Origin of the sequence: Pseudomonas sp. v388 (assembly GCF_003935425.1) — a bacterium.
Lineage (GTDB): Bacteria > Pseudomonadota > Gammaproteobacteria > Pseudomonadales > Pseudomonadaceae > Aquipseudomonas.
Genome location: NZ_RHQN01000009.1, coordinates 199,599 through 216,614, shown reverse-complemented (window position 1 = coordinate 216,614; position 17,016 = coordinate 199,599). Strand labels below are relative to the sequence as shown.

The 17,016-nt window shown below is 63.5% G+C and carries 14 protein-coding genes; 7 read left to right on the top strand and 7 right to left on the bottom strand.

Annotated features, from left to right (window positions below):
* Window positions 1–41: 41 nt before the first annotated feature.
* The gene (locus EGJ27_RS20745) at window positions 42–446 is read left to right on the top strand and encodes a TM2 domain-containing protein (protein ID WP_125832618.1); all 405 of its coding nucleotides are present in this window, start codon (window positions 42–44) and stop codon (window positions 444–446) included.
* Between the two features lie 99 nt (window positions 447–545).
* Here EGJ27_RS20745 and EGJ27_RS20740 read toward each other — a convergent pair whose 3' ends face one another.
* From EGJ27_RS20740 to gshB, 7 genes are all read right to left on the bottom strand, one after another.
* Entirely contained in the window at window positions 546–1,817 is a 1,272-nt protein-coding gene (locus EGJ27_RS20740; protein WP_125832617.1) for a dihydroorotase, read from the bottom strand.
* A complete protein-coding gene (locus tag EGJ27_RS20735) occupies window positions 1,814–2,818 on the bottom strand; it encodes an aspartate carbamoyltransferase catalytic subunit (protein WP_125832616.1) in 1,005 nt (334 codons plus the stop codon). The genes EGJ27_RS20740 and EGJ27_RS20735 overlap by 4 nt, the downstream gene beginning before the upstream one ends.
* Window positions 2,819–2,830: 12 nt before the next feature.
* Window positions 2,831–3,349, bottom strand: coding sequence for a bifunctional pyr operon transcriptional regulator/uracil phosphoribosyltransferase PyrR (gene pyrR, locus EGJ27_RS20730; RefSeq protein ID WP_125832615.1), 519 nt, complete (start codon window positions 3,347–3,349; stop codon window positions 2,831–2,833).
* A gap of 94 nt (window positions 3,350–3,443) precedes the next feature.
* The gene (gene ruvX, locus EGJ27_RS20725; protein WP_125832614.1) at window positions 3,444–3,884 is read right to left on the bottom strand and encodes a Holliday junction resolvase RuvX; all 441 of its coding nucleotides are present in this window, start codon (window positions 3,882–3,884) and stop codon (window positions 3,444–3,446) included.
* Window positions 3,884–4,453, bottom strand: coding sequence for a YqgE/AlgH family protein (locus EGJ27_RS20720; protein ID WP_125832613.1), 570 nt, complete (start codon window positions 4,451–4,453; stop codon window positions 3,884–3,886). Before EGJ27_RS20720 ends, ruvX begins: the two co-directional genes overlap by 1 nt.
* A 75-nt stretch (window positions 4,454–4,528) precedes the next feature.
* Window positions 4,529–5,434, bottom strand: a complete 906-nt coding sequence (locus EGJ27_RS20715; protein WP_125832612.1) for an energy transducer TonB — start codon at window positions 5,432–5,434, stop codon at window positions 4,529–4,531.
* A gap of 140 nt (window positions 5,435–5,574) precedes the next feature.
* A complete protein-coding gene (gshB, locus tag EGJ27_RS20710; RefSeq protein ID WP_125832611.1) occupies window positions 5,575–6,528 on the bottom strand; it encodes a glutathione synthase in 954 nt (317 codons plus the stop codon).
* Window positions 6,529–6,784: 256 nt separating this feature from the next.
* On the opposite strand from gshB, the gene pilG reads away from it, so the two are divergent.
* The 6 genes from pilG (at window position 6,785) to EGJ27_RS20680 (ending at window position 16,732) form a co-directional block, all read left to right on the top strand.
* Window positions 6,785–7,195 (top strand): twitching motility response regulator PilG, encoded by a 411-nt coding sequence (pilG, locus tag EGJ27_RS20705; protein WP_125832610.1) that lies wholly within the window; start codon window positions 6,785–6,787, stop codon window positions 7,193–7,195.
* A gap of 44 nt (window positions 7,196–7,239) precedes the next feature.
* Window positions 7,240–7,605: a twitching motility response regulator PilH gene (gene pilH / locus EGJ27_RS20700; RefSeq protein WP_125832609.1), complete on the top strand. Its 366-nt coding sequence runs from the start codon at window positions 7,240–7,242 to the stop codon at window positions 7,603–7,605.
* Between the two features lie 15 nt (window positions 7,606–7,620).
* Window positions 7,621–8,160, top strand: a complete 540-nt coding sequence (locus EGJ27_RS20695) for a chemotaxis protein CheW (protein ID WP_125832608.1) — start codon at window positions 7,621–7,623, stop codon at window positions 8,158–8,160.
* Between the two features lie 70 nt (window positions 8,161–8,230).
* Window positions 8,231–10,273 carry a methyl-accepting chemotaxis protein gene (locus EGJ27_RS20690; RefSeq protein WP_125832607.1) on the top strand — a complete coding sequence of 681 codons (2,043 nt, stop codon included), beginning with the start codon at window positions 8,231–8,233 and terminating at the stop codon, window positions 10,271–10,273.
* Window positions 10,274–10,320: 47 nt separating this feature from the next.
* Window positions 10,321–16,272 carry an Hpt domain-containing protein gene (locus tag EGJ27_RS20685; RefSeq protein ID WP_125832710.1) on the top strand — a complete coding sequence of 1,984 codons (5,952 nt, stop codon included), beginning with the start codon at window positions 10,321–10,323 and terminating at the stop codon, window positions 16,270–16,272.
* On the top strand, window positions 16,265–16,732 hold the full coding sequence (locus tag EGJ27_RS20680; protein ID WP_125832606.1) for a chemotaxis protein CheW: 468 nt from the start codon (window positions 16,265–16,267) through the stop codon (window positions 16,730–16,732). Before EGJ27_RS20685 ends, EGJ27_RS20680 begins: the two co-directional genes overlap by 8 nt.
* The last annotated feature ends 284 nt before the right edge of the window (window positions 16,733–17,016 follow it).

The following is a 17,016-nucleotide window of genomic DNA, read 5'->3' as shown; positions in this document are numbered from 1 at the left end:
ATCTTCATCTATTTTTTTCTATCGAGTTAACGAGGTGATACATGAGCGACTATCGATCCGACACCCATAGCAAAGTGCTTGGTTACCTGCTGTGGATATTCGGCTTTCTGGGTGCGCACCGTTTCTACTACGGCAAACCGGTGACCGGGACCATCTGGTTCTTCACCTTCGGCCTGTTCGGGATCGGCTGGTTGATCGACCTGTTCCTCATACCGAGCATGGATCGCCAGGCCGACCTGCGCTTTACCCAGGGTTCCACCGACTACAGCGTGGCGTGGGTACTGCTGACGTTCCTGGGTTTGTTCGGTGTGCACCGCATGTATCAGGGCAAGTGGCTGACCGGAATCATCTACCTGCTGACCGGCGGCCTGTTTCTGGTCGGCGTGCTGTACGACTTCTGGACCATGAACGACCAGATCTCCATGAAGAACGCACGGCGCGGTTGAGGCTATAGCCCTACGCTGCCCGTTCGCCAGCAAGCTGGCTCCCACAGATGACGGTGACTGTGTAGGAGTGAGCTTGCTCGCGAAAGGGCATAACGCCGCTTAGGCGCTGTGGCAGATCCTTCCATCCACCAGCGTGTAACGCACCGCTCCAGGCAGGCAATGGCCGAGGAACGGGCAGTTGTCGCCCTTGGACAGCCAGGCTTCGCCTGCCACGGTCGAGGCCTTCGGGTCGAACAGCACCAGATCGGCAGGCGAGCCTGCGCTCAGCTCGCCGGCCGGCAGACGCAGGGCCGCAGCGGGGCCGCTGCTCAGGCGGGCGATCAGCGTAGGCAGGTCCAGCAAGCCGTCTTCCACCAGCGTCATTGCCAACGGCAGCAGCAGTTCGACACTGCTGATGCCCGGCTCGGTCGCGCCGAAAGGCGCCAGCTTGGCGTCACGCTCATGGGGCTGGTGATGGCTGGAGATGGCCTGGATCACCCCGGACTTCACCGCCTCGCGCAGGCCGTCACGGTCGGCACGGGTGCGCAGCGGCGGCTGCACGTGATAAAGGCTGGAAAAGTCGATCAACGCCTCGTCCGTCAATATCAGCTGATACAGCGCCACATCGGCGGTGACCGGCAGGCCGCGAGCCTGAGCCTGGGCGATCAGAGCCGCGCCGCGAGCGCTGGTCAGTTGGCTGAAGTGCGCGCGCACGCCGGTCTGTTCCACCAGCAGCAGGTCCCGGGCAAGGGCCACGGTTTCCGCCGTCTCCGGAATACCCGCAAGACCCAGGAAACTGGCGGTCGGGCCTTCGTGGGCCAGGCCGCCTTCGGCCAGATCGCGGTCCTGGGAAGTGAAAATCACCGTCAGGTCGAAGGTCGCGGCATATTCCAGCGCCCGGCACAGCGTGCGGGTATTGTGGAAGCTGCTCAGGCCGTTGCCGAACGCCACGCAGCCGGCGTCACGCAGCGCGATCAGCTCAGCCAGTTGCTCGCCTTCCAGGCCCTTGCTCAAGGCGCCGATGGGAAACACCTTGCTGAACCCGGCTTCGCGGGCGCGATCCAGAATCAGTTCGGCGACTGCCGAGGTGTCGAGTACCGGTTTGGTGCGTGGCGGGCAGCACAGGCTGGTCACGCCGCCTGCGGTGGCGGCGCGGGTTTCACTGGCGATGGTCCCCTTGCGGCTGTAACCCGGCTCGCGCAGTGAAACATTGAGATCCACCAGGCCGGGCGCAGCCACCAGGCCGGCGGCGTCGATGGTCTGGGCTGCTTCGAAACCGGCCGGCGCCGCGCCGATTGCGAGAATCCTGCAGGCTTCGATATGCAGGTCGGTGACCTTGTCCAGCCCACTGTTAGGATCGATGACGCGAGCGCCGAGAATGCTGAGCTTCACAGGGCGTTCTCCTGCTGGAATTGACGTTGCGCGGTCTGGCCGCTCATGGCCATGGACAGAACGGCCATGCGTACAGCGATGCCGTAGGTCACCTGGTTGAGAATCACCGAATGCGCGCCGTCGGCGACGGCTGATTCGATCTCCACGCCACGGTTGATCGGACCTGGGTGCATGACGATGGCATCCGGTCTGGCGGCGGCCAGTCGCGCGGTAGTCAGGCCGAACAGCCGATAGAACTCGCCTTCGCTGGGCAGCAGGCCGCCGGTCATGCGTTCACGTTGCAGGCGCAACATGATGACCACGTCGACATCCTTCAAGCCTTCGTTCAGGTCGGTGAAAACCTTCACCCCGTATTGTTCGATGCCGACGGGCAGCAGAGTCTTGGGGCCGATGACCCGGATGTCCGGGCAACCCAATGCCTTGAGCGCCAGCATGTTGGAGCGTGCCACCCGCGAGTGCAGGATATCGCCGACGATGGCCACCGACAGGTTCTCGAAGCCGCCCTTGTGCCGCCGAATGGTCAGCATGTCGAGCATGCCCTGGGTCGGATGCGCGTGCCGGCCGTCGCCACCGTTGATGATCGCCACGTCCGGGCACACGTGCTCGGCAATGAAGTGCGCCGCGCCGGAGTCTGCGTGACGGACCACAAACATGTCCGCCGCCATCGCCTCCAGGTTGCGCAGGGTGTCGAACAGCGTCTCGCCCTTGCTGGTCGAGGATGTCGAGACGTTCAGCGTGATCACATCCGCCGACAGGCGTTGGGCCGCCAGCTCGAAGGTGGTCCGGGTTCGGGTCGAGTTCTCGAAGAACACGTTGCACACCGTCTTGCCGCGCAATAACGGGACTTTTTTCACCGCCCGTGCGCCCACCTCAAGGAAGGAGTCGGCGGTGTCGAGAATTTCGGTGAGCAGCTCGCGGGGCAAGCCGTCCAGGGACAGGAAATGGCGCAGCTGGCCTTGATGGTTGAGCTGCAGCGGGCGCTTGGCGTCGAGAGGCGTCATCGCAAGGGACTCTTATAAGGCGGTGGCGGTGGAGAGGTCTTGTATTTCCAGCGTCAGCGGCGCGGGGCCACTGAGCTTGACGCGCTCGTTGGCGGCCAGGGTCAGCGTCGCGCCCACCACGTCTGGCTGGATCGGCAGTTCACCGGCGTCCAGATCCAGCAGGCAGACCAGTGTCACGCTGGCCGGGCGACCGTAATCGAACAGCTCGTTGAGCGCTGCACGGATGGTCCGGCCACTCATCAACACGTCGTCGATCAGCACCAGGTGCTGGCCTTCGATTTCGAACGGCAGCTCGGAAGGGCGAACTTGCGGGTGCAGGCCGTTCTGGCTGAAGTCGTCGCGGTAGAAAGACACGTCCAGCGTGCCGAGCGGAGCATCGCTGCCCAGGGTTTCCAGCATCGCCTGGGCGACCCATACGCCGCCGGTGCGAATGCCGATGAACCGGGGTTCCTGAATACTCCGTCGGTCGAGGTAGGCAGTCAGGTCAGAAGCCATCTGACAGATCAGTTCGGCGGGGTTGGGCAGACTCATGGTTGCTCCTTTGAGGCTCGAACGGCGCGCGTCTGGCGCGGCTCAAGCGGAAACTTGAAATCCGGTTATCTCGAAGCACTGAGGGGGCGGCAGGTCACACGTTCAGCAGCTCGGCGTTCGCTTCCAGCCAGCCTTGCAGCAACAATGCGGCGGCGATGGCGTCGACCGGGTTGTCGCGATAACTGCCGCGCTGGCCGCCACGGGCCATGCGTTCGCCCTTGGCTTCGAAGGTGGTCAGGCGTTCATCATGGGTATAGACCGGAATGTTGAAGCGGCCATTGAGCTTGCGGGAAAACTTCTCTGCCCGGGCGCTCATCTCGCTGGGCGTGCCGTCCATGTTGAGCGGCAGGCCCACGACGATGGCATCGGGTTTCCATTCGGTGATCAGGGCCTGGACCTTGTCCCAGTCGGGAACGCCGTTCTGTGCTTTCAATGTGCAAAGCTCGCGGGCCTGGCCGGTGATGGCCTGGCCGACCGCCACGCCGATCTGTTTGGTACCCCAGTCAATGCCCAGCAGCAGGCGCAGTCCGGCCATCAGGCGTGGCCCGCCTGAGTCGAAAGAAGGCTGAGGTTGACGCCCAGGCGCGCAGCCGCTGCATCGAGGCGCATGTCGCTGTCGACATCGAACAGGATGGCCGGATCGAACGGGCAGGTCAGCCAGGCGTTGGCGGCCATTTCCGCGTCCAGCTGGCCGGCATCCCAGCCGGCATAGCCCAGGGTGATCACGTTCTGATCGGGGCCGTAGCCGTCGGCAATGGAGAAAAGTATGTCCTGGGAGGTCGACAGCGAAATCCCGCCGAGGTCGACGGTGGCCTGGAACACCTGGCCGCTGGGATGCAGGACGAAGCCGCGATCGGTCTGCACCGGACCGCCCGAGTGAATCGGGATGTGCTGACAGCGGGCCGGAGCCGGCAGCTCCGGTCGCAGTTGCTCAAGGACATCGGCCAACGTCAGACTTTGCGGGCGGTTGATGACCAGCCCCATGGCGCCATTGGCGTTATGCTCGACGACGTAGGTCAAGGTCTGGGCGAAGTTCTCGTCGTGCATATGCGGCATCGCGATCAAGAACTGATGCTTGAGATAACTCGGGGAGACTTTTTTCATGAGTCCTAGTGTGGCGCTGCGCAACAGGCCTGACAACTGTCATATGTGTCTGCGTAGCGCTTTGCGGCAGGCATCTCAGTTGCTGGACAATTTGTCGCCGCGGGCAAACTTCCAGGTGCGGATGATCTCCAGGCGATCGATGTCGGCAAGATCGCCGGTGAACGGCGCAAATGGCGCCGCCAGGCGCACGATTCGTTGCGCAGCCTGATCCAGAAGCGGTTGCCCGGATGACTCAAGGACCAGCACCTCGAACAGCGAGCCATCGCGATTGATCGACACCAGTAGGCGCAGATTGCCGTAGATCTGCTTGCGTCGCGCTTCTTCGGGGTAATTGAGGTTGCCGACCCGCTCGACCTTCTTGCGCCAGTCGTCCTTGTACCATGCACCCTTGTCGCGCATGGTCGAGGCGGCATTGAGGCGGTGGATTTTCGGGCGCTTGGCGTAAAGCTGCTGTTCGGCAGAGAGTTCGGCTTCGAGGCTGGCAATTTCATTGCTCAGGTCGGAACTGTCGAAAGTCTGGGTCTGCTTCACGGCAGGTTCGGGCTTGACCTCGTCACGCTTGGCGACGGTCTTGTTCGGCGTCGGCGCGGTGGTCGCCACGGCGGTCTTGGGGGCTTGCTGCTTTTCCACCGGCTTTTTGCTGGCCGGCGGCGGCGTCACCTTGTTGACCTTGGTGTCCTGATAGGGCGCAACCTCGGTGGTCTTGAGGGTTTCGGCCTTGTCCAGCGTGCCGCTGCCCTGTTGATCTTCCTGCGCCAGGAAATCGGCCTGCTTGGGCTTCTCGGTGCTTTTGAAAGTGGCCAGGGTGATTTCCAGGGTCTGGGACACCTGCTCGGGCTTGACGTAGGTAAAGCCGACGCCGAGGAGAATCGCCAGATGGATCAGCGCAGCGATCATCATGGTGAAACCCAGACGATCCACTGGGCGTACGCCCGGCTGGGAAAGCTCGAAGGGTAAGTCGTTTCTGGCCATCGATGTCATCAGCGGTTCAGCATCTCTTGAGCCTGCCTTTCAATATCCGGTTGCCTGCCACAGGCCGCGCATCATAACGCACAGTGAGCGTCGGGCCGCGCGCATGTCGATGAAGGGCGCCAACGCGGCGCCGCTTCACCCCCAAGCATTCAGCGCGCCTGAAGTTTCTTCTCGATGGCATCCATCAGCATGCCGCCGATGTTGGTGCCGTAGGCATTGTCGATCTCGCGGATGCAGGTCGGGCTGGTCACGTTGATTTCGGTCAGGTGCTCGCCGATCACATCCAGGCCCACGAACAGCAAGCCTTTCTCGCGTAGGGTCGGGCCGATCTGGGCTGCGATCCAGCGGTCCTTTTCGCTCAAGGGCCGTGCTTCACCGCGACCGCCGGCCGCCAGGTTGCCACGGGTTTCACCGGCAGCCGGGATACGCGCCAGGCAATAAGGCACCGGCTCACCGTCGATCATCAGGATGCGCTTGTCGCCGTCCTTGATCGCCGGCAGGTAACCCTGGGCCATGATCTGCTGGGTGCCATGAGCGGTCAGGGTTTCCAGGATCACCGACAGGTTAGGGTCGCCCTCGCGATGACGGAAAATCGAGGCGCCACCCATGCCGTCCAGCGGCTTGAGGATCACGTCGCTGTGCTGGCGAGCGAATTCACGCAGGATGTCCGGGCGACGGCTGACCAGGGTTGGCGGCGTGCACTGCGGGAACAGCGTGGCGAACAGCTTTTCATTGCAGTCGCGCAGGCTTTGCGGCTTGTTGACCACCAGCACGCCGGCGCGCTCGGCCTGTTCCAGCAGGTAGGTCGCGTAGACGAATTCCATGTCGAACGGCGGATCCTTGCGCATCAGGATCACATCCAGGTCATCCAGGCCGCTGTCGACCTCGGCTTCCAGCTCGAACCATTTGGCAGGATCGGCGAACACCTTCAGCGGCCGCATGCGCGCACGGGCCTGGCCTGCGTTCTGGTAAAGATCCTGCTGCTCCATATAGAACAGCGACCAGCCGCGTGCCTGTGCGGCAAGAAGCATGGCCAGCGAGCTGTCCTTCTTATAGGAGATGCGCTCAATGGGGTCCATGACAATCCCTAGGCGAACGCTCATGGGCAAATATCCTCTGATCGATTGGGCCGCGAAGGCCATGAAATTGGCGTCAGGGTGGCGCTCCGAAAGGCTGGGGTCAAGGGGCAGTCGGAGCGCAGGCCTCGCGCCGGAGCCGTTTATGGATTGCGTCTGGAGAGTGTGCTAAAAAGGCTCGGCATCGGGTCTTCGAGCCCCAGGGTTCGACGACGCGGTACCATCAGCCTCGCAATGCCACGCAGAACGCGCAAAAATTCGCTGCGGCGATGGAAGAGCAGACATGGAACAACACGCCACAGCTTTGAAGGTCATGGTCATCGATGATTCGAAGACCATTCGCCGCACCGCCGAAACCCTGCTCAAGAACGCAGGCTGCGAAGTCATCACCGCAATCGACGGTTTCGACGCGCTGGCCAAGATCGCCGACAATCACCCGCGAATCATCTTCGTCGATATCATGATGCCGCGCCTGGACGGCTATCAGACCTGCGCGCTGATCAAGAACAACCGAGCATTCAAATCGACCCCGGTCATCATGCTGTCGTCCAAGGACGGGCTGTTCGACAAGGCCAAGGGAAGAATTGTCGGTTCCGACCAGTTTCTGACCAAGCCTTTCAGCAAGGACGAGCTGCTCAATGCGATCAAGGCCCACGTGCCGGGCTTCGTGGCAGCAGAACAACATATTTCGTGAGGCTTGCGCCCAGGCGCCGGCCCGCACTCTGACGGGGAACACCCATGGCTCGAATACTGATCGTCGATGATTCGCCGACCGAGATGTACAAACTCACCGGTATGCTGGAAAAACACGGGCATGAGGTGCTTCAGGCGGAAAACGGCGCCGATGGCGTGGCCCTGGCCCGGCAGGAAAAACCCGACGCGGTGCTGATGGACATCGTCATGCCCGGCCTCAACGGTTTCCAGGCCACGCGCCAGCTGACCAAGGATGCCGACACCAGCATGATCCCGGTGATCATGATCACCACCAAGGATCAGGAAACCGACAAGGTCTGGGGCAAACGCCAGGGCGCGCGGGATTACCTGACCAAGCCGGTGGACGAAGAAGCCCTGATGAAAACCCTGAACGCGGTACTGGCCGGCTGATCGCCGGGACTGCCCATGGCTGAGCCACGCACCGCCTTCGAACTGCTGCTCGACATCGAGCAGCGCTGCCGCGAGCGGGCGGCAGGCTTGCCGTTGCAGGAAACCCACCAGCAAGGCTGGGGCGGCATCGGCTTTCGCCTGGGGGCGCAACGCTTCGTGGCGCCGATGAGCGAAATCGCCGAAATCCTTCATGAGCCTCGATATGCAACCATGCCCGGCGTAAAGCCGTGGATGCTCGGGGTTGCCAACCTGCGCGGGCGCTTGCTGCCGATCATGGACCTGTGCGGTTATTTTGGCCGCGAGTTGTCACCGATACGCAAGCAGAGGCGCGTGCTGGTAGTGGAACATCGAGACGTGTTCGCCGGTCTGCTGGTGGACGAAGTCTTCGGCATGCAGCATTTCAGTCAGTTGAGCCTGATGCCGGAAACCCTTGGAGAAGTCGACCGACTGATTGCGCCCTTTCTGCGCGGACAGTTTCTGCGAGAACAGGCGTGGCCGGTCTTCAGTCCGTTCGCACTGACGAGCGCTCCTGATTTCATGGACGTAGCAATCTAATTCGACTGCCCGGCCATACGGCGCGGGTTGTGTATCTCGAATCGCAGTTGGTCCAGGCGGGGGCCTGATAATGAGTAAGACAGGCAGGTCATTGGAAGGCGCGCGGAGTCGGTCGCAGATCACTCTGCTGTTCATCGCGCTCATCATCTTCATCGTGTTGCTGTTCGCCAACTTCGCTTACCTCAATACGCAGTCCAACTACGACAAACAGTACATCGGCCATGCCGGCGAGCTGCGAGTGTTGTCGCAGCGCATTGCCAAGAACGCCACCGAGGCCGCTTCCGGCAAGGCTCAGGCGTTCAAGCTGCTGGCCGAGGCGCGCAATGACTTCGACCAGCGCTGGGGCTACCTGAAGAAGGGCGACCCGGTGACCGGCTTGCCGGCGGCGCCGTCCGGCGTCCACGACCAGTTGCGCAGCGTGCAGAACGACTGGGACGCGCTGCGCCAGAGCACCAACGTGATTCTGGCCAGCGAGCAGACCGTGCTGTCTCTGCACCAGGTAGCTGCAACGCTGGCCGAGACGGTGCCGCAGTTGCAGGTGGAGTATGAAAAGGTCGTCGAGATTCTGCTGCAAAGTCGGGCGCCGGCCAGCCAGGTCGTGCTCGCCCAACGCCAGGCGCTGTTGGCCGAACGCATCCTCGGGTCGGTCAACACGGTGTTGTCCGGCGATGAAACCGCCGTGCAGGCTGCCGACGCGTTTGGCCGCGACGCCAGCCAGTTCGGGCGCGTGCTCAGCGGCATGCTCGATGGCAACGTGACCTTGCGCATTACCCAGGTCGAAGACCGCGACGCCCGGGCGCGGCTGGCGGAAATCGCCGAGCTGTTCCAGTTCGTGTCCGGCTCGGTGGACGAAATCCTCGAAACCTCGCCGGAGCTGTTTCAGGTGCGCGAGGCGTCGGGTCACATCTTCACAAGCTCGCAGACCCTGCTGGAAAAGACCTCGTTGCTCACCAACGGCCTGGAAAGCCTCGCCAGCCGGCGCACGATCAACTCGGTCGGCGGCTATGTGCTGGGTCTTCTGGCGCTGATGTCGATCATCCTCATCGGGCTGGTCATGCAGCGCGAAACCAACCGCCAGTTGCGGGAAACCGCGCAAAAGAGCGAGCGTAACCAGAATGCGATCCTGCGCCTGCTCGATGAGATCGAAAGCCTGGCCGATGGCGACCTGACCGTCACGGCAACGGTGACCGAAGACTTCACCGGAGCCATCGCCGATTCCATCAACTATTCGGTCGATCAGTTGCGCGAACTGGTGGTGACCATCAACCATACCGCCGAACAGGTGGCCGCAGCCGTGCAGGACAGCCAGACCACCGCCTTGCAACTGGCTGCGGCCTCCGAACATCAGGCGCTTCAGATCAACGCGGCATCGACGGCCATCAACGACATGGCCGCGTCCATCGATCAGGTCTCGGCCAATGCTTCCGAATCCTCGGCGGTGGCCGAGCGTTCGGTCACCATCGCCAACAAGGGCAACGAGGTGGTGCACAACACCATCCATGGCATGGACAACATCCGCGAGCAGATTCAGGACACGTCCAAGCGCATCAAGCGGCTGGGCGAGTCTTCCCAGGAAATCGGCGACATCGTCAGCCTGATCGACGACATTGCCGACCAGACCAACATTCTGGCTCTCAACGCGGCGATCCAGGCGTCCATGGCCGGGGATGCCGGGCGCGGCTTCGCCATCGTCGCCGATGAAGTGCAGCGCCTGGCCGAGCGCTCGTCGTCGGCCACCAAACAGATCGAGACCCTGGTGCGGGCGATCCAGAACGACACCAACGAGGCGGTCATCTCCATGGAGCAGACCACCAGCGAAGTGGTGCGCGGCGCGCGGCTGGCGCAGGATGCGGGCGTGGCACTCGAGGAAATCGAAGGGGTTTCCAGGGTGCTGGCCGAACTGATCGAAAGCATCACCGACGCGGCACGCCAACAGGCGGCTTCGGCCGGGCAGATCTCGCAGACCATGACCGTGATCCAGCAGACCAGTACGCAAACCACCTCCGGCACGGCGGCGACCGCCGAAAGCATCGGCAACCTGGCGAAAATGGCCAGTGAGATGCGCCGCTCGGTCTCGGGTTTCACGCTGCCGACGTCCAGGGAAGTCAGGTAATGTTCAAAGAATGAGCAGATGTGAGCGAGCACAAGGCAGGGTTCACCATGGCTGATCGTCACGACTACGTCGCCCTGGAATGGCTCAAGGGCGAGATCGCCGAAACCCTCGTGCAGGCGCGTCAGGCGCTGGCTGAGCATGTCGGGCAGCCGACCGATACGCAGACGATGGGCCGTTGCCTGGACCTGGTGCACCAGGTTCACGGCAGTTTGCAGATGATCGAGTTCTACGGCGCGGCATTGCTGGCCGAAGAGATCGAGCAACTGACGTTGGCCTTGCAGCAGAACCGTGTCGCGCACCGTACCGAGGCACTGGAACTGCTGGATCAGGCCATGGCCCAGCTGCCGGTGTACCTGGACCGGATTCTGGACGCCCGGCGCGACCTGCCGCTGGTGGTCTTGCCGTTGCTCAATGACCTGCGCAGCGCCCGCGACGAGACGCTGCTGTCGGAGACCAACCTGTTCGCCCCGCAACTGGCACCGCTGCCCGAGCTGGACGCCGAAGAACTGGCCCGGCGCAACCATCCGGAACTGCCCAACCTGCTGCGCAAGTTGCGCCAGACCCTTCAGGCCGCGCTGGCCGGGCTGATGCGCGAACAAGGCGTGCAGACTCAGCTGGGTTACATGGCCAAGGTCTTTGCCCGCCTTGAGCAACTGTGCGACGACGCACCGCTCGGCCCGCTGTGGCGCATCGCCTCGGCGCTGGTCGAGACCATGATCAACGGCAACTTCACCAACAGCCCGGCGCTGCGCAGCCTGCTCAAGGACGCCGACAAGGAACTCAAGCGTCTGGTGGAACAGGGCATCAGTGGCATCAACCAGCCGGCGCCCGAAGAGCTGCTCAAGAGCCTGTTGTTCTACATCGCCAAATCCGACAGCCAGGCACCGCGCATGCAGGACTTGAAAGACCAGTACGCGCTGGACGAAGCCTTGCCCGGCAACGAGGTGGTCGATCAGGAACGGGCGCGCATGGCCGGGCCGGACCGTGATGCGATGCGCTCGGTGATCGTGGCGCTGTGCGAAGGGCTGGTGCGGGTCAAGGAACGTCTGGATGTGTTCGTGCGCGGCAATCGCCGGCACGTCAGCGAACTCAACGCACTGTTGCCGCCGCTGCGCCAGATCGCCGATACCCTGGCGGTGCTGGGCTTCGGCCAGCCGCGCAAGGTCATCATCGACCAGCTCGGCGTGGTGCTCGGCCTGGCTCAGGGCCAGCGCGAACCCAGCGATGGCGCGCTGATGGACGTTGCCGGTGCGTTGCTGTACGTCGAATCGACCCTGGCCGGGATGCTCGGCAACAGCGAACCTGCGGACCGGGAAGAAAGCCGGCTGCCGACCACCGACCTGACCCAGATCCATCAGCTGGTGATCCGTGAAGCGCGACGGGTGCTGCAACAGGCCAAGGACGTGATCCTCGATTACATCGACGGTCAGTGGGATCGCCAGCGGCTCGACCCGCTATCGGCCTTGCTGGTTCAAGTGCGCGGCGCGCTGGCGATGATTCCGCTGGCCCGGGCGGCGAGCCTGCTGGCGGCCTGCAACGATTACATTCTGGAACACCTGCTGGTGGATGAAACGCGGCCGAGCTGGCTGCAACTCGATTCCCTGGCCGACACCCTGACCGGTATCGAGTACTACCTGGAACGCATGGGTGAAGACCCCGGCACGCCGGGCGACCAGATCCTCGACATGGCGCAGCAGAGCCTGGCGCGGCTCGGTTACGCGCCGGCTCCGGAAGACGTGCCGGTGCTCGAAGAGATCATTACCCAGGACGAGCTTCTGGAACTGGATGCCCGTCAGGCACTGGTCGCCCCTTCGCAGACCCTTGCCCAGGCACTGGCCAGCCCGGTGTCCGCCGTCAATCCGCCGGCCCGGGATTTTCCCGCCAGCCTGTTGCCGCCCCCGGTGGACGAGCCGGCAGTGGATGCCGAGTTGTGCGACGTGTTTCTCGAAGAAACCGAAGAAGTCCTGGATGCCCTGCACGAATACCTGCCGCGCTGGATCGCCTCACTGAACCCGCCCGGCACCGGCGACACCAGCGCACTGACCGAAGTGCGCCGCGCGTTTCACACCCTCAAGGGCAGCGGGCGCATGGTTCGGGCGCTGGTGCTCAGCGAACTGGCCTGGTCGGTGGAAAACCTGCTCAACCGGGTTCTGGAAGGCGACGTCGCGCCCGGCAAGCCGGTGCAGCAGTTGATGAACGAGGTGCTGGCCCTGTTGCCCGCGGTGATCGAGGATTTTGCCCGCCACAACCAGCATCAGCGGGATGACGTCGACCAGCTGGCTGCCCGCGCCCGCGCACTGGCCAGCGGGACGCCGGCAACGGTTGCCGCTGCCACATCGGACGACGGGTTCGATCCGCATCTGTTGGAGATTTTCCGCCAGGAAGCCCAAGGGCATCTGAGCGCCCTTGGCCGGTTTCTCGACGAGGCCGAAGGCCAGGAATCGCCGTCGATTACCGACGGCTTGCTGCGCGCCCTGCATACCCTCAAAGGCAGCGCGCACATGGCTGGTGTCTTGCCTGTCGCCGAGCTGGCCAGCCCGCTGGATCAGCTGGTGCGTGAATACAAAGCCAACCTGATCGCCATGGGGAGCGCCGAGATCAAACTGCTGCGCGCTGCCGAACCGCTTCTGCAAAATGGCCTCGAACAGCTGGACAGCACGCCACTGGCAAGCATTCCGGGCGCGGCCCGGCTGATCGACGCCGCCTGCACATTGCTCAACGACCGGCTGACGGCGGCCCTGCGCGATTCCGACAACGGCTTGCGCATCAAGCACAACCCCAAGCTGATCGCGACGTTCCTGGCCGAAGGCATGGACATCGTGCTCGACGCCGAAAGCCTGCTGCGGCGCTGGCGCCAGCACCCCGGTGAACGCCAGGAACTGAGCGCGCTGCTCGACGAACTGACGACATTGGGCCACGGCGCGCACCTGGCCGACCTGCCCCAGGTGGATGAGCTGTGCGAAGCCTTGCTCGACCTGTATGGCGCGGTGGAAGAAAGCAGCCTGGCGGTCAGCGAGCGGTTTTTCGATGAGGCCGAGAAGGCTCATGAAGCGCTGATCGACATGCTTGACCAACTGGCCGCCGGCCAGAATGTCGACCCGCGCCCCGAATGCGTGCGGGCGTTGCACGAACTGCTGAACGACGCGCTCGACCCGTCGCAGACCGGCCTGATCAAGCGCGATGGCGGGCTGACGACTAGCATCACCGCGCTGAACGACGTCACGCGGACGCTGGAACGTGAGGCGGGCGAGCTGGAGGCTTCGGAGCCGGACGACGGGATCGTCGAAATCTTTCTCGAAGAAGCCATGGACCTGCTCGATAGCGCAGGGCAGGCCTTGCATCGCTGGCTGGACGATCCGGAAAACCCGCTGCCGCTGTCGGCCCTGCAACGTGACCTGCATACTCTCAAAGGCGGTGCGCGGATGGCCTCGGTGACGCCGGTCGGCGATCTGGGGCATGAACTGGAAAATCTGTACGAAAGCCTGATCGACCGGCGTTGCAGCGGCTCGCCACGCCTCGGCGAGTTGCTGCTTGCCTGCCACGACCAGCTGGCGGTCATGCTCGAACAACTGCAGCGGCATGAGCCGCTGGCCGATCCTGCACCGCTGATCGACGCTCTGGTCGCCTATCGGCGTGACGGCGGTGTGCTGCCGGACAGCGAGACTGCGTCGCAGATCGCCACGTCGACCGAGGAACCTGCCGAACGCGACGCCGAGCTGCTGGAGATATTTCTTGAGGAAGGCTTCGACCTCAGCGAAAGCTCCGGCGCTGCCCTTGCACGTTGGCAGGCCGATCCGCAGAACCTGCTGGAAGTCGAGAACCTGCTGCGCGACCTGCACACCCTCAAGGGCGGCGCGCGGATGGTCGAGATCGGCCCCATCGGCGATCTGGCCCATGAACTGGAGTCGCTGTACGAAGGGTTATCGAGCGGGACCATGCACCCAACCCCGATGCTCATGAGCCTGCTGCAAAGCGGCCATGACGTACTGGCCGACATGCTCGATGCAGTGCGCTGCGACAAACCGCTGCCGGATGCCACGTTGCTGATCGACAGCATTCGCCAGCTGGCCAGTCTCGAGCAGGCACCGGCGCCGACGGTCGTTGCGCCGGTCGAGCCCGTCGCCGCCGCGCCTGCGGTCGAGCCGGAGCCCGAGCGCGTCGTGCCGGAAACCGTGAAGGTGGTGGCCGAGCAATTGGAGAATCTGGTCAATCTGGCCGGTGAAACCTCGATTTTCCGCGGGCGCATCGAGCAACAGATTCTCGACACCCAAGCCACGCTGGCGGAAATGGAAACCACCATCGAACGGATGCGCGACCAGTTGCGCCGCCTGGACATTGAAACCCAGGGGCGCATCCTCAGCCGCGAACAGGCACAGGCCGAGCGGCTGGGCTACGAAGAATTCGACCCGCTGGAGATGGACCGCCATTCCCAGCTGCAACAGTTGTCCCGAGCGTTGTTCGAGTCCGCATCCGACCTGATGGACCTCAAGGAAACCCTCGGCGCCCGCAACCAGGTCGCCGAAACGCTGCTGTCCAGGCAGGCCAAGGTCAACACCCAGTTGCAGGAAGGCCTGATGCGCACGCGCATGGTGCCTTTCGAACGCCTGGTGCCGCGCTTGCGGCGCGTGGTGCGTCAGGTTTCCCAGGAACTGGGCAAGAAGGTTCGTTTCGAAGTCGGCAATGCCGAGCGGGAAATGGACCGCAGCGTGCTGGAACACATGGTCGCGCCGCTGGAACACATGCTGCGCAACGCCGTCGATCACGGCCTTGAAAGCACGGAAAAGCGCATCGCCGCAGGCAAGCCCGAACAAGGGCTGATCATTCTGAACCTGACCCACGAAGGCGGAGACATCGTCATCGAGCTGAGTGACGACGGGCCTGGCGTGGACCTGGCCGCCGTGCGCCGCAAGGCCGTCAAGCGCGGGCTGATTCATCCCGACGCCGACCTGTCCGACCACGAGGTACTGCCGTTCATCCTCCAGGCCGGTTTTTCCACCAGCGATATCATCACCCAGATTTCCGGGCGTGGCGTCGGCATGGACGTGGTGCATGCCGAGGTCAAGCAGTTGGGCGGCTCGATGGTCATCGACTCGGTGCCCGGCAAGGGCACGCGCTTCCGGATTCGCCTGCCGTTCTCGGTGTCGGTGAACCGCGCGCTGATGGTGGTCTGCGGTGAAGAGCACTACGCAGTGCCGCTCAATACCGTGGACGGCATCGTGCGGGTCATGCCCGGTGAGCTGGAGGCTTACTACCAGACCAACCCGCCGCGCTACCAATACGGCGGGCGCAGCTACGAGTTGCGCTATCTCGGCGAACTGCTCAACCACGGCCGACCGAACCTGGTCGGGCAGTTGCAGCCGCTGCCGGTGCTGCTGGTGCATTTGCAGGATCAATGGGTTGCCGTGCAGGTCGATGCTCTGGCCGGCTCGCGGGAAATCGTGGTCAAGAACCTCGGGCCGCAGTTCTCACGGGTCCAGGGCGTAACCGGCGCGACGATTCTGGGTGACGGCCGGGTGGTGTTCATTCTCGACCTGATGGCGCAGATCCGTGTGCTGCAAGGCCGGTTGCAGGCCCAGCATGCCGCTGGTCTCATCGCCCCGACTTATAGCGAAATCGAGCACGCCCGGCCGTTGCGGGTAATAGTCGTCGACGACTCGGTAACGGTGCGCAAGGTGACCAGCCGCCTGCTGGAACGCCATGGCATGCATGTCCTCACCGCCAAGGACGGCGTCGACGCCCTGGCCCTGCTGCAGGACTTCACCCCCGATGTCATGCTGCTGGACATCGAAATGCCACGCATGGACGGCTTCGAAGTCGCGGCGCATATTCGCGACGACGAACGACTCAGGGACTTGCCGATCATCATGATCACCTCACGCTCCGGCCAGAAGCATCGCGACCGGGCCAAGAGCATCGGCGTCAACGACTACCTGAGCAAGCCCTATCAGGAATCCATGCTGCTGGACAGCATCGCCCACTGGACCCAGGTCAATGTTTGAACGCGCATTGCAGGCCACTCGCCTGACCACGCTGACCGGCCTGCTGCTGCCGCTCAGTGATCGCAGCCTGTTGCTGCCCAACGTAGCCGTTGCCGAACTGATCGACTATCAGGATTGCAGCGCCGACCCGGACGCACCCGCCTGGTACCTCGGCCCGATCACCTGGCGCGAACGGACCTTGCCGCTGCTCAGCTTCGAAGCCGCCTGCGGCGGTCGCACGCTGGTGGGCGGCCGGGCACGCATCGTGGTGCTCAACGCCCTGGGCGGGCGCGACGACCTGCGCTTCATCGCCTTGCTGGTGCAGGGCATTCCACGGTCGTGCAAGGTCGATAGCCAACTGAGCTACGTCGACGTGCCACTGGCCGAGCTGGAACTGGCGGCGGTGCAGATCGGAGAAACCGTTGCGCGCATCCCGGACCTGGTGGGGCTGGAGCAGTGGTGGGTGGATTCGGGGTTGTAACCGCACCCTGCAAGAGCGCGCTTGCCTGTGGGACCGGGCGGCGCTCCGCTTGTCCGCGAAGAGTCGCAGACCCCGTGGGAGCGGACTTGTCCGCGAAAGCATCCGGACAGGCGATGCATATGCAGTGGCTGGCCTGGCCTCTTCGCGACCGAGGTCGCTCCTACAGTAGGGTTGTGCCGTCTGAGGACCATTAACCTGAGCGTAACGATCCGGCTTGCTGCTTGATTGATGCTGCGCACCTTTCGCTCCTAAGGTGTCCCACGACAGCGAAATCGTGGAGTGAG

Coding starts and splice junctions, on each gene's coding strand:
- EGJ27_RS20745 (WP_125832618.1), top strand. CDS start 42: ATGAGCGACTATCGATCCGACACCCATAGCAAAGTGCTTGGTTACCTG.
- EGJ27_RS20685 (WP_125832710.1), top strand. CDS start 10,321: ATGGCTGATCGTCACGACTACGTCGCCCTGGAATGGCTCAAGGGCGAG.
- EGJ27_RS20735 (WP_125832616.1), bottom strand. CDS start 2,818: ATGACGCCTCTCGACGCCAAGCGCCCGCTGCAGCTCAACCATCAAGGC.
- gshB (WP_125832611.1), bottom strand. CDS start 6,528: ATGAGCGTTCGCCTAGGGATTGTCATGGACCCCATTGAGCGCATCTCC.
- EGJ27_RS20720 (WP_125832613.1), bottom strand. CDS start 4,453: ATGAAAAAAGTCTCCCCGAGTTATCTCAAGCATCAGTTCTTGATCGCG.
- pyrR (WP_125832615.1), bottom strand. CDS start 3,349: ATGAGTCTGCCCAACCCCGCCGAACTGATCTGTCAGATGGCTTCTGAC.
- EGJ27_RS20715 (WP_125832612.1), bottom strand. CDS start 5,434: ATGACATCGATGGCCAGAAACGACTTACCCTTCGAGCTTTCCCAGCCG.
- pilG (WP_125832610.1), top strand. CDS start 6,785: ATGGAACAACACGCCACAGCTTTGAAGGTCATGGTCATCGATGATTCG.
- EGJ27_RS20695 (WP_125832608.1), top strand. CDS start 7,621: ATGGCTGAGCCACGCACCGCCTTCGAACTGCTGCTCGACATCGAGCAG.
- EGJ27_RS20690 (WP_125832607.1), top strand. CDS start 8,231: ATGAGTAAGACAGGCAGGTCATTGGAAGGCGCGCGGAGTCGGTCGCAG.
- EGJ27_RS20680 (WP_125832606.1), top strand. CDS start 16,265: ATGTTTGAACGCGCATTGCAGGCCACTCGCCTGACCACGCTGACCGGC.
- ruvX (WP_125832614.1), bottom strand. CDS start 3,884: ATGGCCGGACTGCGCCTGCTGCTGGGCATTGACTGGGGTACCAAACAG.
- pilH (WP_125832609.1), top strand. CDS start 7,240: ATGGCTCGAATACTGATCGTCGATGATTCGCCGACCGAGATGTACAAA.